Below are 13,839 nucleotides of genomic sequence, written 5' to 3'. Positions count from 1 at the left end.
GCATTTCCAGGAGCCCCACCGTTGCTGCTCGACGCGCCCACCCGGGAACCGGCCAAGCTGGCCTCCGAGCTGCGCGCCCACCAGCGCACCGGAGCCGACAACGTCCTCAACGAGTTCGCGATGGGCCACGAGCGCGTCCTGGTCGTCATGCCATGCGGCACCGGCAAGACCCACATGGCCGTGCACATCGTCCACGAACACGCGCCCCACGGCCGCGCCCTGACCCTCGCCCCGACCCTCGAACTGCTCAACCAGACCGCCCGCGTCTGGTACACCTGCGGCCGTCCAGGCCGCTACCTGGGCCTGTGCTCGGACGAGCAGACCTCCGAGCCCATCCTGAACGAGGTGCTCACCATGACGGGCGACCCCGCCCGCCTGGCCGACCTCGTCCGCACCGCCGACGGCCCCGTCAACGTCTTCGCCACCTACGCCTCCCTGCCCAAGCTCGTCGAAGCCCACCGCGTGCACCTGCTGCCCCGCTGGGACGTCGCCGTCGTCGACGAGGCCCACCGCACCGCCGGCGCCCGCGACAAGCCCTGGGCGGCCATCCACGACAACACCGCCGTCCCCGCCCGCCACCGCCTCTACCTCACCGCCACCCCCCGCGTCTGGGACGCCGGCAGCCCCCTCACCGTCGAACCCATCGCCTCCATGGACGACATCGACCTATTCGGCCCCGTCGTCTACCGCTACTCCCTCGCCCAGGCCATCAGCGACGGGCAACTGGCCGACTACCGCATCGCCGCCATCGAGGTCTACCAGGACGACCTGCGCACCGTGCTCGCCGGCCACACCCGGGCCGGCCGCACCCCGGCCGCCGACGCAATGCGCATGACCGCCTCCCAGGTGGCCCTGTGCAAGGCACGCGAAGACCACGGCATCCGCCGCGCCGTCGCCTTCTGCCGCAGCACCGCTCAGGCCGACGTCTTCGCCGACACCCTCCCGGACACCGCCCGCCGCCTCCCCGGCAACCACGCCGAGGGCCTGTGGGCGACCAGCATCCACTCCCACCACACCCGCCGCGCCCGGCGCGCGAGCGTCGAGCGCTTCGCCCGCCCCACCACCACGCCCGCCGGCCGCCTCGCAGACCTGGACGTCCTGAGCAACGTCCGCCTCCTGACCGAAGGCGTGGACTTCCCCTTCGCCGACGCCGTGCTGTTCGTCGACCCCAAGCACAGCACCTGCGACATCATGCAGAGCGTCGGCCGAGCCCTGCGCATCACACCAGGGGCGAACAAATGCGCAACGCTGATCGTCCCCGTGTTCTTCAGCCCCGGCCAGCGCCCCGAGAACGCCGCCCGGGGCACCCCATACCACCTGCTCATGAAGGTCATGCTCGCCCTCGACACCTACGACGAACACTTCTTCCACCGCATCAGCCTCAGCAGCACCGCCCCGCTGCTCAAGCCCCCGCCGGCCAACACCGCCCGGCCCGAGCGCGCCGAGGAGATCGCACCACACCTGATGCTGCGCATCATGGAACCCGAACCCGAGGCCTGGGAGAAGGGCCTGGCGGCGGCCCAGGACTTCCACCGGCGACACGGCCACCTCGACGTGCCCAGCAACCACCTCGACGACGACGGCTTCCACCTCGGCTGCTGGCTGGGCTACCAGCGCGCCCGAAAGGCCGCCGACAACCTCCCCGCCACGCGCGTCGCCCAACTCACCGCGTGCGCGGTGACCTGGCAACACCCCCTCGACAGCACCGAAGCCCGCCTCACCCTCGCCCTCGCCTACGCAAGCGAGCACGGGCACCTGCACCCCGAGGACGACGAGACCTACCAGGGCCAGCCGCTGGGCGCCTGGCTCGCCGGACAGCGGGCCAAAGCCCGCAACGCCACCCTGCCCCGGCCCTACCGGCACGCCCTGAAAGACATCGACCCCTGGTGGAACCCCGCCTGGCCGCACAACTGGCAACGCTCATGCAGCCGCCTGCGCGCCCGCGCCCGCGAAGTCCCGCTCGCGATCCCCATCACCACCCCACCGGACGACGCCGATCCCCTCACCCACTGGCTCGACGAGCAGTACGACCTCTTCCCCACGCTGATGCACGGGCAGCAACGCCAACTCACCGCCCTGCTCCGCCACGATGTCCTCGCCCCCGCCCTGCGCCCCACCCGCGACGGCAGCCCGGCCCACACCCACGCCCAGGGACTGCGCGCCGCCCGCCGCTACTACCGCACCCACCACCACCTGCGGGTACCCCTCGGCCACCACGAGCCCACCTCCCAGGGCGACTCCTTCCCCCTGGGACGCTGGATCGCCCGGCTGCGCCGCCAGGCCGCCGACAACCTCCTGACTCGGGAGGAGGTCAGCTCCATCGAAGCCCTCCCCATGGAATGGATACCGGGACTGACCGCCCGGAATGCCCCCGCCATCCTCACCTCCGGCCCCTGATGTGAACCCGGAAACCCGGTACAAGGCGAAGCACCCGGAGCTGATCTCCTGGCTCACCCGCCAGCGCCACCTGAGCGGCCAGGGCCTGCTCGACCCGGCCCGCGTCTCGGAGCTGGACGCGCTCGGCATGATCTGGTCGAAGAACGCCAACGCCTGGGAAGGCGGCCACGCCTACGCCGCCGCCTTCCACCACCAGCACGGGCACCTGGCGATCCCGGCGACCGCGAAGCTGGACGACTACGCGGTGGGCGCCTGGATGCGCCGCCAGCGCAAGGCCGCGGGCCTCACCAAGGACCAGATCGCGAAGCTGGACGGCCTGGACGAGCTGTGGCGCCTGGAGCCGGACTGGAACCGCTCCTACCGCCGCCTGCTCACCTACCTCGCCGCCGGCGGAACCCTCAACGGCCCCGCCAACCGCACCGGCGGCGAGGCCGACCCGGCCTTCCGGCCCGGCACCTGGCTGCGCAAGCAGGACAAGGCCCGCACCGACGGCAAGCTGACCGATCACCAGACCGCGCTCCTGGACGCGCTCACCCGGCACGCCGAGACCGTCACCGGCTGACCCGTGCACACCGCCGTCCCGGCCCACACCGGGCCGGGACAGCCGTCCGAACCTTGTTCCCGACTTCCGGAGGCACCGCGCGATGACCGACACCACCCGCCCCGACCCCGCACCCGATTGGCTGGAGCTGGCCCCATGCAGCAGCCGGCCCGCGCCCGCCGGCCGGGACCTGGGCCGCCCGATCCTGGATTCCCCGCTGGTGCGCGGCGCGATGTGGCTGTGCTGGAGTGGCCACGGCGGCATCCGCACCCTCCACCAGGGCGCCGGCCTGGCCCGCGGCTGGACCGAGCGCGACGTCGACGGCCTGGACGGTTGGGTGGCCCTGGTGGAGGGCCGGGTCGTCCTCGGTGCCGAGCCGGGCACCCTGCCGGAGCCCGTCGTGCACGCTGAGGCGTGGGAGGCTGGCGCGACGCTGTACGCCGCCCTCGCCCAGCACCCCGCCGCCCGCGTTCCTTTCAGCCAGGACGAGGACGACGACCAGGGGGACGGGCTGTTCGGCGATGGCGTGGGCGAGGCGGCGCGGGGAGGAGGAGCGCTCGCCCGGGGTCTGGAGGTCGGCCCAGGGCGCGCGCGCCGGTGGGCATCGTCTCGGGCCGCACCGCGGAGCCGGCGGGGTGGGGCAGCTGCTGGGCGAGGCGGGCGGCGACTGTGTCCAGGCCGTGGTCGCGGCGCAGATCGGCGAGTTCGCCGAGGTCCCAGCAGGCGGTGCCGGTGATGGACATGCGCGGCCTGCGCCGAGTGACGGAGCCGCGCGCGAGGAGCAGGACGGTGGTGCCGGGGGAGAGGTCGCCCAGCCGGTGCGCGTCCACGGTGCCCGGTTCGCGCAGCAGCTGCAGATGGTGCTCCATCAGGTGGCTGGTGACGTCCACACCGAGGACCTGCAGCTCGGCACTCAGCTTCTCGATCTCGGTCATCTCCGGCAGGCCGCTCGGGGTGGCACCGCCGACAGTGGCCGCGCCGGCGGCGGAGTCGAGGGGGAGCTGACCCGTCAGGACCCGGCGACGCGCCGCCGACGGGCCGCCCCAGATCGAACGCGCCGCCCGGCAGCGAGTCGAGCCTCTGCGGCCGAGCGGCAGAAGGCGGAGGCCAGATCCCCCGTCAGCGAGCTCCGACCGCCTCGTTGAAGGGACGTCAATTATAAAAGTGGCGCTTCTCAGAACAATCATCGCCGTCCCAGTGCTCGGCGCACACCTCGGTCCACGCGGATGCGGGAAGATCATGGCCAGGCTCTTCCACATATTGGTTGATGTAGAGGCTCTGGTGAGGGTCTACGTGGAAGGTAACCGGATCATACCCAGCCACTCCGATATTCAGATGAGCCGAGTTGTCGTCGTCACTTGTGAGCGTCCCCCAGATGTGAAATCCGCCGGCACCCGGGCCGGACGAGTAAAATCCATACCCCTCCGCATGCCATTTGACATGACCGCCATCCGTTGTCTGGTCATAACCGCCGCCCGCGAACACCGGAGCAACAGGAATGGCCACAAGGGCCACAGCGGAAACCGCTAAAGCCAACACCGACTTACCGCAACGCATACAACCTCCTCTCCAGAAGCCGCACTTCTGCTTGGCACCGTGGCCAACCCCAAGGTCGACGAGTGCGAAGTCCTGGCCGCGTTGATCGAGACCGAACCCGACTTCGCGCGCGAGCGACCCGGCCTGCTGATCCTTGCCGACAAGGGCTACGTCTCCGTCGAACTCGACCGCTTCCTCGACCAGTACGGCATCCAACTGCTGCGGCCGTCCTACCGGACCAGTGCACCACGCCCCGGCGAGCACCTACTGCAGTCCGTCCGCCAGCTGATCGAGTCCGTCAACGACACCCTCAAGGGCCAACTCGGACTCGAACAGCACGGCGGACGGACCATCGAGGGCGTCGGCACCCGCGTCGGCCAGCGGCTACTGACGATGACCTGCGCGATCTGGCACAACCGGACCACCGGACAACCCGTCACCCGCTCACTGATCGCCTACGGCCACTGACCGACTTCGGAACTACTCGTCTAGCACCCGTACCAGGGCTGGGATTGCAGCGAACTCACCTGATAGCCGAACTGCCCGAGGTTCCCAATGGAGCCCTTCAGTGGCTCATGGGGTACCTCTCGGAAATCTCCGTTATAGTTCGCGTCGGCATAGATACACCATGTGTCAGTCGTACGGTTCCAGGCCGACAGCACGTGATCATTCAGGCCGCCAGCCAATTCATTCAAGTCCCTGGCCTCCACTGCGAAGGAGAGACGGGCGCCCTGGCCGTTCTCGTCGTGCCAGATACAGAATCTCCCCTGGGGGCAGTCGTTGTAGTCCAGGGGTGTCGCCTGTGATGGAGCGGCCGACATGAAGGCAATAGCGGTGGCGAATGAGATCAAGGTTCCGGCGATGCGCATGCCCATCCTCTTTGTCCGTTCAGTGCTCGCTACGTAAAGCACTGGCTTTAGCACACGGTAGCCGACCGCATACATTCTGTCGCGCGCATCGTCGCCTGACTGCCGCTGCCGAGTGCCACCCTGAACCGGCTCGCCGATCTGATACGCGACCATCTGAAGAAGACCTGTTCCGGGTGGTGGGCGCAGCCCGCCGGGAAGATCGCCAGGATCGTGCCAGCGGTGCCGCGCTGAGCGGGCCGCCGCACCGGACGCGGCGGCGGGGAGTCTCGCCCCAGTCCGCACCGGCCCGCACCCGTAGTTCGGTCCGGCCGGGCCGGCGGAGAGTTGGCGCGCAGAGCAGGAGCGGAGACCAGATCCCGGCAACCCGAGCTGCGCGCCGACGGCGTGACGGGGTGTCCGCTGCGCGGTGGCCCGACGGCCCCGCTTCGCGGCGCTATCGGCCGGGAGGAGGAGCGAGGAGGAGGGCGGCCGGGACGTCCTGTGGCAGGCTCCGGAGATCGGCCTGCCGGTGCTGATGGCCGAGGTCGACCGCTCCACCGTGTCGCTGCGCGGCCTGGCCGCGAAGCTGTCCGCCTATCGCGAGCTGTTCCGGGTCAAGGCCAAGGACAGCGATCCCGTGCTCGCCGGCAAAAACCCGGCCGATCAGATGGTGCACTGGTGGCGCCGGACCTGGCCCGGCCATACCCGGCCCAGCTGGTGCCAGCCGCGCGTGGTGGGGAAGCGGGGGCGCGGGCGGCCCCGGAGGGCCGCTGAAGGAGGCGAAGACGGCTCGGCCCGCCCCGTTCCTCGAACACGGCGGGCAGGGCGCGGCCACAGGTAGCTTGGAGCGCCTTCAGCGGGCACTGCGGGGTCGGGCGGGTCAGCGCCGGTCGAGACCGAGCGTGGTGAGCCGGTGGAACTGCTCGGCTGGACAGCTTGGCCTGGCGGCTGTTGGTGTTGGAGATCCACACCCCGAGCTTCACCTCGACGCTGCCGCCGTCGGCCACCTCTTCGACGTGGGCCGCGCGAAACGGTCACCGACTCGGTCCGCTCCCGGTACTGAGCGAGTGCCATCAGGCCCCGGACGGGCCGGAGCCGGCGACTGCTCTTGCATTCTTGGGGTGCCGGTCGTGGTTCCGGGTCGGCGGCGTGGTCGGCCGGTCCGGCCGGGCGGGTGAGGACCTTCTCGGTTGGGCGACGCGGCTGCTCCGTTCGTTCTACAACCTGTCAGGGGGCGTTCCTAGCGTCCTCGGTATGACGAACCACCTGTGCATCACCACGCCGACCGTGCCCATCTCCACGCCGCTCTCCGTCGGCCGGGCCCGCAGCAGAGTCACCGTGTGGCGGTGGACGGCATGAGCCTGACCTCCGGCCTCGCCTGCCCCCGGACACCGCTGCGCCGTTTCCTGGACCGGGAGATGTCGGCGGGCCCCAAGCCGCTGCGGGAGAACTTCCGCGACCGGTACGCCGCCCGGCCCGTCCTGATGCCGCCCGAAGGGGTGGGGACCGCGATCGACCAGCGCCTGCGCCTGGCGCTTAGCTTGTTCCTTAACATCGGGCTTGATCATCGCCGCCTGCCCTGCAGGTGGGACAATTCACAACGTGATCGGATGGATGCACCACGCCCCGCGCTGGACGGTCGTGTCGGTCTGCGCCATCGCGGCCGTCCTGCTGTTCGTCGGCGCTTCTGCGCATGTCACCGACCTCCTCAGCCGCGGTCTGTACCCCTACGACTGGGCGCCGACGTGGCTCAACCTCTACTGGTCGTCCCTGGCACTGTTCGACACACTCGCCGCCGTGCTCCTGATCTGGGGCAAACGCCGAGGAAGCGACCTCGCCTGCACCATCATGGCGACCGACCTCGCCGCCAACTGGTACGCCGTCTACAGCATCCAGCACAGCAGCCTTGCCCTTCAGCCTGGCCTTCAGCGACTGGCCGTCTTCGCCGCACTCGTCCTGGGAACGGCACCGTTCATCCGACGGCATCTCACCAATTGAGACGACTGGGTCACTCGGTCAGGTGATCGCCTGACATGGGCACGGCCTTCTCGTGATCCTGAACTCTGCGACGAGATCCAGGTGGTCACGAAGAAGGCCGTGGTGATGAGTGTGCTGCAACCGATCGCGGATCGGGAGGCGTTCGCGGAACTGTCACGCTTCCGGGCGGACTTCTACGACTGCCTGTCCGCTCGGGCGGATGCCTTCTTCGAGCTGGCCGATGCGCTGCTGTGCTCGGACGCGCCTGTCAAGACGCCGGTGGAGCTGTCCCTGACAGCCGAGCACCGGCGCGGCTACGGCTCTCTCTACGGAGCCCTGAACCACGGCCGGCTCGACGCGGACCGGCTGCGCGTGCTGCTGGCTGGCCTGCCGCTGCCGCGCTTCGACGGGCGGATCGTGCTCACCGTCGACGTGTCGTCGTGGCTGCGCTCGGACGCGGCGTGCTCGCCGCAGCGGCTGTTCTGCCACGTCCACGGCCGCTCGAAGGCCGCCGCGCAGATCATCCCGGGCTGGCCGTACTCGTTCGTCGCCGCCCTCACCCCGGACCGCACCTCGTGGACCGCGGTCCTGGACGCGGTCCGGCTCGGCCCCGCCGACGACGCTGCGGCCGTCACCGCCGGCCAGCTCCGCGCCGTGGTCGAGCGTCTCATCGGCGCCAGGCAGTGGAAGGCCGGCGACCGGGACGTGCTGGTCGTGATGGACGCCGGCTACGACGTGATGCGCCTGGCCCATCTGCTGCGGGACCTGCCGGTCGAGCTGGTCGGCCGTCTGCGTTCGGACCGTGTCCTGCGGCTGCCTGCGTCCACCCGCGCCCAGTTCGCCCTGGCCAACCCGGCCGGGGGCCGCTACCCCAAGCACGGGCCCGAGTTCCGCCTGGCGAAGCCGCAGACCTGGCCTGCGCCGACGGTGGCCACGGTGAACGACACGCCCCGCTACGGCAAGGCCGAGACCACGGCGTGGGACCGGGTCCACCCCCGGCTCACCCACCGCTCCGCCTGGATCGACCTGGACGGCGAACTCCCGCTGGTCGAAGGCACCCTGATCCGGTTGAAGGTCGACCACCTGCCCGGCGACCGCGACGCACCGCCCATCTGGCTGTGGTCCTCCGCGACCGGCGCCACCCCGGCCGACGTCGACTTCGCCTGGTCCTGCTACCTGCGGAGATTCGACCTGGAGCACACGTTCCGCCTGTTCAAGCAGACGCTCGGCTGGACCCGGCCACGCTTGCGTTCACCGGAGGCGGCGGACCGCTGGACCTGGCTCGTCGTGGTCGCGCACACCCAGCTCCGCCTCGCCCTGCCGCTGGCCGCGGACCGGCGCAAGCCCTGGGAGAAGACCACCCGCCCCGGCACCGCGTTCACACCCACCCGGGTCCGCCGCGGGTTCAGGAACATCCGACCCCACCTGGGCAGTCCGGCCCGTGCACCCAAACCCTCCCGGCCGGGGCCAGGACGGCCACCCGGTTCGAAGAACCGGCACCCCGCCACCCGCCATGACGTGGGTAAAACCGTCAAACGCCCCGAGACCCTGATCGAACGCGATCAAGCCCGATGTTAAGGAACAAGCTTAGAGCCTGTTTCTGAACCTCACCGGGGTGGGTGGGTACATGTACCGGTGTGAGCAGACTCCAGTGGGCGAGCATCGTGAACCGGGCCGCCGCAATCGTCACCGGCTACGACGCGGTCGGCGGCTGCACCCTGCGCCAGGTCTACTACCGGCTGGTCGCCGAGGGCCTGATCCCGCACACCGCGCCGACCTACCGGCGGCTGTCCGCCCGCCTCGCCCAGGCCCGCCGCGACCGGGAGTTCCCCGACCTCATCGACCCGCTGCGCGAGGTGCACGCCCCACCGTCGTGGCCGGACGCCCGCGCCTTCCTGCGCGAGGCACCGGACTGGTTCGCCCTGGACCGAACGGCCGGCCAGAGCACGGCCGTGTACGCGGCCTGCGAGAAGGACACCCTCCGGGCCCAGCTCACCCGCTGGCTCCAGGACACCGGGATCCCCGTCCTCGTCGTCCGCGGATTCGGCAGCCAGAGCTACGCCCAGCTCGTCCGCGAGCGCGCCGCCCGCGACCCGCGCCCGGCCGTACTGCTCTACGCCGGCGACTTCGACGCCTCCGGTGCCGACATCGAGCGCGACTGGATTGCCCGCACCGCGTGCTGGGCCACCGTGCAGCGCGTCCTGCTCACCCACGACCAGGTCCGCGAGCACGAACTGCCCCCGGCCGAGGGGAAGGCCGGCGATCCCCGCTGGCCAACCTTCGCCCGTCAGCACGACCTCGACCCCGCCCGACCCGTCCAGTGGGAGGTCGAGGCACTCGACCCCGCCGAACTCCGGCGCCTGGTGCTCACCGCCGTCGAACCGTACATCGACCGCACCGTCCTCGCCGCCCGCATCGCCGACGAAGAACGCCAGCGCGCCCAACTGCGGACGCTCACCCGGCAGGCGATCCGTTCGCTGAACGGCCACGGTGACCGCCCAACGAACAGCGACGGTGCGTAAGCGCGCCTCGAAAGCGGCCCTGACCGGGCCCGCTCGCCGACGTCCTGCTCGCTGTCCCCGGTCGGGACGGCGCGTTGCCCGGCCGCCGCCGGGCTGGGCTTCGGTGTGTGGGCTGTGCGGGGGTCCCGGGGTGCCCGTGGGCCGGTCAGGGGCCGCAGGGAAGTAGTCGGGGTGCGGGAACGCCTGTTGTCCTGGGGGATGACCTGGGGAAACGAGGGACAACCGGGGCTACGCCGAGACAACCTCAGGAGCAACCCCAGGCACAACCTCAGAGGCAACCGCTGGAGCAACCCGCCGCTCGGCAGCGCGGTGCTGCCGCCGGACGGCCTGCTCGCCGTTGTCCTGGTCCCTGCTCACTGCCCGGCTGCGCTGTGCCGAGGTCCTGCTCGCCGGGCCGCCGTCCGGTCCGTCCGAGGCCGGTGATGAACGACATCTGGGTTGCGGTGTCTGGGCGTCGCTGAAGGGTGGTGTCGCCTTTACGCCGAAGACTGGTGTCGTAGACCGGTGAAGACGTGGGGACATCCGCTACTGCCGGCCGGGCCTCGGCGGTCCTGGTCCCTGCTCGCTGGGCTGCTGTCCGGGTCATGGGCGGGCCGCGGGCGGGCGCTGCTGCGCCGCCCGGCTGGCGGTCGTCCTGGTCCTGCCCGCTCGCCGTGGTCCTGCTCGCCGCTCGGCTGCGCTGTGCCGCTGTTCGGGGGGCCGCCCGCCGTCGTGGTCCTGTTCGCTGCCGTGGTGCCGTCGTCGGACGGCGGCCTGCTGGCCGTCCCGGCCTCGTCCGCCGCTGGCCGGGGCCGCGCCGGTGGTTGCGTCACCGTCTCCTGGTGACGGAACCACCCGAAGGCCGCCTCAGGGTGTGACCTGTTGCTCTTGCGGGGCGTGGAATGGCCCCATAGGCCAGATTGTCTGGACCTTTGGTTGTTCCTGTTGGGTGTCCGGCGATGTTGGTGTCGACCGCGAGCACGGTGACTGTGTGTGATGACTGGTGGGGTCGAGGGCCGGGCCGGCCCGCTTGGGGGCCGGTAGGGCATTGTTGGATGTGGATTCGGTGATGAATTCCGCCTGGTATTCCGTTCGGCTGTTTTTACGGATTGGTCGTCGATGGTGGTGTGAATTCGGGTCGGAATTGTGGTTGTGGGGTGATTGTTCGGTTTGGTGGGGCGGGGCTGGGTACCGCGCGGTGCCGGTCGCCGGGGAGGTGGTGCGGGCCGGTGCGGTCCGGGCCGGGCGCTGCCGTCCCGGGCCTGCTGCGTCCCTGTTCGGCCGCCGCCGTTCCGGGTCCGCCGTCCGGGATGGGTGCCGCTGTCCGGGTCGCGCCGCCGTCCGGGTGCCTGCCGCTGCCGGTCCCGGGTCCGGCGTGCTGCCCTGTCTGCCTCGCTGCGCCGTCGTTCGGGCCCGCTGCGCCGCTGTCGCCGGGCTGCCGTCCTGGTTGCCGTCTTGGGCGGCGGGGTGTGGCCGGGGCGGTGGTTGTCGGGAGGGATGGCCTTGTCGGGCGGTTTGGTCCTGGTGGTGGTGCTCGGCGGCGGGTGGCCGGCGGCCGGGTGGTGGCGTGCTGGCGGGCGGTGGCGGTGCAACGCGGGGGTGCAACGCGATGTTGCGGTGGGGTGCGACGCGGGGCTGTGTTGCGGGTCTGACCAGGCGTTATGTGGCCGAGAGCGGGGGTGGGTGGGCGCGTTGCGGCTCGTGTTGCACCGGGCTGCGCCCGTCGGCCGGCCTCGGCGGTTCCCCGCCGCCTCGCCGTCCTGCCCGCGCCGCCCGGTGCCGCGCCCCACTGCTGGGACCAGGCCCTGGCCGCCGTCCTGGTCGGCCGCCAGGCCGTTCCGCTGCGCCCGTCTCGGCCGTCCTGCCCTCCGTGTCCGGGCCCGTCCTGGTGGGCGTCGCGCCCGTCGTCGGGGCTGCCCGCTGCTGCGCCCTGGTCGGCCGTCCAGGCCGCCGTCCCGGGCCGTGCGTCGTCCTGCTGCGCCCGTGGTTGGACGGCTGGGTGGCCGTCAGGCCGCTCTGCATGGCGTTTCCGGGGTGGTGCGGGAGGCTGTTCCTGCCCGCCGTCTGGGCGGGCATCGGTATCGGGGAGGGCAGTGGCTGGTGGATGTGTGGGGGATGGCGTCGTGGTCGTCGTGGGTGGGGCTGGAGGAGGCGAGGTTGGCGGTGCCGCGTTTGCCGGGGGTGTACATGGCTCGGTCGGGGCTGGAGGACCGGGTGGTGTACGTCGGCTGCGCCGCGGAGCGGCGAGGGACGAGCCCGCGGCCGCCCCAGGGCATGAGAGGGCGGATCGCGAAGTACACCGGCGGATTGGCGTCGGGGCTGGGTGAGGCGGCGCTGGACCGCGCTCTGGCCGATCCGCACTGGCTGCGCGAGCGCCTGGTCGAAGTCGAGGCCGGCCAGCCGATGAGGGCCGCACACTGGGCCAAGGCCGCGATCGTGCGGGCTGAACTGGAGCTGTGCTGGGCGGTCACGAGCACCGGCGAGGAGGCAAGGAATCTGGAGACCCGGGTGATTGCCGTCTTGCCGCCCCTTTGGAATCGGCGCGTCCCGCCCGCCTAGCGGGGGGCAACATGGGGGCGTGTTGCGGTTCTGACCAGGTGTTATGTGGCCGGGCGCGGGGGCGGGTGGGCGTGTTGCACCTGGTGTTGTACCGGGCTGTGCCCGGTCGGTCGGCCTCGGCGGTTCCCCGCCGCCTCGCCGTCCTGCCCGCGCTGCCCGGTGCCGCGCCCCGTTGCCGGGACCGGGCCCTGGCCGTCGTCTTGGTCGGCCGTCAGGCCGTCCCGCTGCGCCCCGCGTCTCGGCCGTCCGGCCGCCGTGCCCGTGTCCGTCCTGGCCGTCCGGTGCCGCGCCCCGCTGCGCCCCACCCTGGTGGCGCCTCGGCCGTCGTCCTGGCCCGGTGTTCGGTTTGGTGTCGTCACGCAGGGGATTTCCTGGGTGACGTCGGGTGGGATTTTCTGGGTGGCCTGGAAGGGCGGTCGCCGTGTCGGCGTTGAGGGCCGTAGGCCCCTTTCCGAGGTGCCCGAATTCGATTCCCCGCCGCTGTGCCCCGGAAGGGTTTCGAATTGCCGCTATAAAGGGAGCGGGAGTGAATTCGAATTTTCGCCATGAATTCCGTCGGGTAGGGCCTGGATGGATGGTTGCCGTGATGTTGGAATGTTCGCTCTCGTGTCCGTCCAGGGATGGGCTGGACAGGGCTGTACGGCGTTCCGGAGAGCGCGTTCAGAACGCTCCCGGATTCGCTTCGGATTCCGCCCCGGAGTCTGTGGTGGAGGGCCCGCCAGGGGCCGTCGTGCGGGGCGCCGGTGAGGGTCCGCCACCGGGGTCGGGGGAGGCCCGGACCGGACTGGCGGCCCGAAGGTGCCTCCCGAGGGCCGCAGGACCTGCCCCGAGGGCGGAGGACGGGCCGCCAGCCCAGCAACTGCACGGCGAACCCGCCCCCCGAGCACCCCACCGGCCGGGACCGGGGGAGGCCCCCGGGGGTGGGGTTGCGACTGATACCCGAAGTCCGCGACACATCGTCAACGCCGAGGGCCGCAGGCCCCGGCCGGCGCCCCCGTCCGACCGGAGGGATGGGCCACTACCCGAATTCCGCGTCACATCGTCAACGCCCGCCCCCGGGCGCCCCCGCCAGCCAATCGGCCCGTAGGGCCGTGAAAACACCGGCACAACAAGACCGGAAAGCCGACCGGTTGACGGGCCGTAGGCCCGGGAGAAAGCCACCGGAAAGGCGGAGCGCAGCGACGCCCCACGCCCACCCAAACGGCGCGTGCCGCGCCCACGAATTCGCCACCGGCGAATTCCCCCCACCCCGCACCGCCCGCCGAGGCGCAGCCGAGGCCACACCACGCATGGTGACGGCGCAGCCGTCACCCCCGGCTGACGCCGCGTCAGCGGCGCCCCGGCCGCCAGGCCGGGGGTAAGGCCCTTTATCGGGCCGGAGGGCTTGCCGGGGTTCTCGCGCTGGGCCCGGTAGAGCATCTCGGTCAACGCGGCGCCCACCCCCCGGGTGACCAACACGGGCTTTTCGTCGGGCCCGAGG

The 13,839-nt window shown here is 71.4% G+C and carries 11 protein-coding genes; 8 read left to right on the top strand and 3 right to left on the bottom strand.

Translation table 11 applies throughout. The features are described from left to right. Positions 1 to 21: 21 nt before the first annotated feature. The gene (locus AB0E96_RS10325; RefSeq protein WP_359820968.1) at positions 22 to 2,397 is read left to right on the top strand and encodes a Helicase associated domain protein; all 2,376 of its coding nucleotides are present in this window, start codon (positions 22 to 24) and stop codon (positions 2,395 to 2,397) included. A gap of 1 nt (position 2,398) precedes the next feature. After that, positions 2,399 to 2,959 (top strand): helicase associated domain-containing protein, encoded by a 561-nt coding sequence (locus tag AB0E96_RS10320; protein ID WP_359820966.1) that lies wholly within the window; start codon positions 2,399 to 2,401, stop codon positions 2,957 to 2,959. A gap of 455 nt (positions 2,960 to 3,414) precedes the next feature. Here AB0E96_RS10320 and AB0E96_RS10315 read toward each other — a convergent pair whose 3' ends face one another. Both AB0E96_RS10315 and AB0E96_RS10310 read right to left on the bottom strand, forming a co-directional pair. After that, complete coding sequence (locus AB0E96_RS10315; RefSeq protein ID WP_359820964.1) at positions 3,415 to 3,873, bottom strand: hypothetical protein; 459 nt, start codon at positions 3,871 to 3,873, stop codon at positions 3,415 to 3,417. 217 nt (positions 3,874 to 4,090) lie between these two features. Further along, positions 4,091 to 4,495 (bottom strand): hypothetical protein, encoded by a 405-nt coding sequence (locus tag AB0E96_RS10310; protein WP_359820961.1) that lies wholly within the window; start codon positions 4,493 to 4,495, stop codon positions 4,091 to 4,093. A gap of 39 nt (positions 4,496 to 4,534) precedes the next feature. On the opposite strand from AB0E96_RS10310, the gene AB0E96_RS10305 reads away from it, so the two are divergent. Then, a complete protein-coding gene (locus AB0E96_RS10305; RefSeq protein WP_359820958.1) occupies positions 4,535 to 4,942 on the top strand; it encodes a hypothetical protein in 408 nt (135 codons plus the stop codon). Between the two features lie 20 nt (positions 4,943 to 4,962). On the opposite strand, the gene AB0E96_RS10300 is transcribed toward AB0E96_RS10305, so the two are convergent. Continuing rightward, positions 4,963 to 5,496 carry a peptidase inhibitor family I36 protein gene (locus AB0E96_RS10300; protein ID WP_359820956.1) on the bottom strand — a complete coding sequence of 178 codons (534 nt, stop codon included), beginning with the start codon at positions 5,494 to 5,496 and terminating at the stop codon, positions 4,963 to 4,965. Between the two features lie 253 nt (positions 5,497 to 5,749). Here AB0E96_RS10300 and AB0E96_RS10295 point away from each other — a divergent pair, with 253 nt between their 5' ends. The 5 genes from AB0E96_RS10295 (at position 5,750) to AB0E96_RS10275 (ending at position 12,359) form a co-directional block, all read left to right on the top strand. Further along, complete coding sequence (locus AB0E96_RS10295; protein ID WP_359820953.1) at positions 5,750 to 6,163, top strand: hypothetical protein; 414 nt, start codon at positions 5,750 to 5,752, stop codon at positions 6,161 to 6,163. 719 nt (positions 6,164 to 6,882) lie between these two features. Then, positions 6,883 to 7,320: a hypothetical protein gene (locus AB0E96_RS10290; protein ID WP_359820952.1), complete on the top strand. Its 438-nt coding sequence runs from the start codon at positions 6,883 to 6,885 to the stop codon at positions 7,318 to 7,320. A gap of 105 nt (positions 7,321 to 7,425) precedes the next feature. After that, positions 7,426 to 8,877 (top strand): NF041680 family putative transposase, encoded by a 1,452-nt coding sequence (locus tag AB0E96_RS10285; RefSeq protein WP_359820950.1) that lies wholly within the window; start codon positions 7,426 to 7,428, stop codon positions 8,875 to 8,877. A 59-nt stretch (positions 8,878 to 8,936) separates the two neighbouring features. Then, positions 8,937 to 9,821: a hypothetical protein gene (locus tag AB0E96_RS10280; RefSeq protein WP_359820947.1), complete on the top strand. Its 885-nt coding sequence runs from the start codon at positions 8,937 to 8,939 to the stop codon at positions 9,819 to 9,821. A gap of 1,962 nt (positions 9,822 to 11,783) precedes the next feature. Next, the gene (locus tag AB0E96_RS10275) at positions 11,784 to 12,359 is read left to right on the top strand and encodes a hypothetical protein (protein ID WP_359820944.1); all 576 of its coding nucleotides are present in this window, start codon (positions 11,784 to 11,786) and stop codon (positions 12,357 to 12,359) included. Positions 12,360 to 13,839: the final 1,480 nt, after the last annotated feature.

Origin of the sequence: Kitasatospora sp. NPDC036755 (genome assembly GCF_040636595.1) — a bacterium.
In the GTDB taxonomy this organism is placed as follows: domain Bacteria; phylum Actinomycetota; class Actinomycetes; order Streptomycetales; family Streptomycetaceae; genus Kitasatospora.
This window is presented reverse-complemented; position numbering and strand designations above follow the sequence as displayed.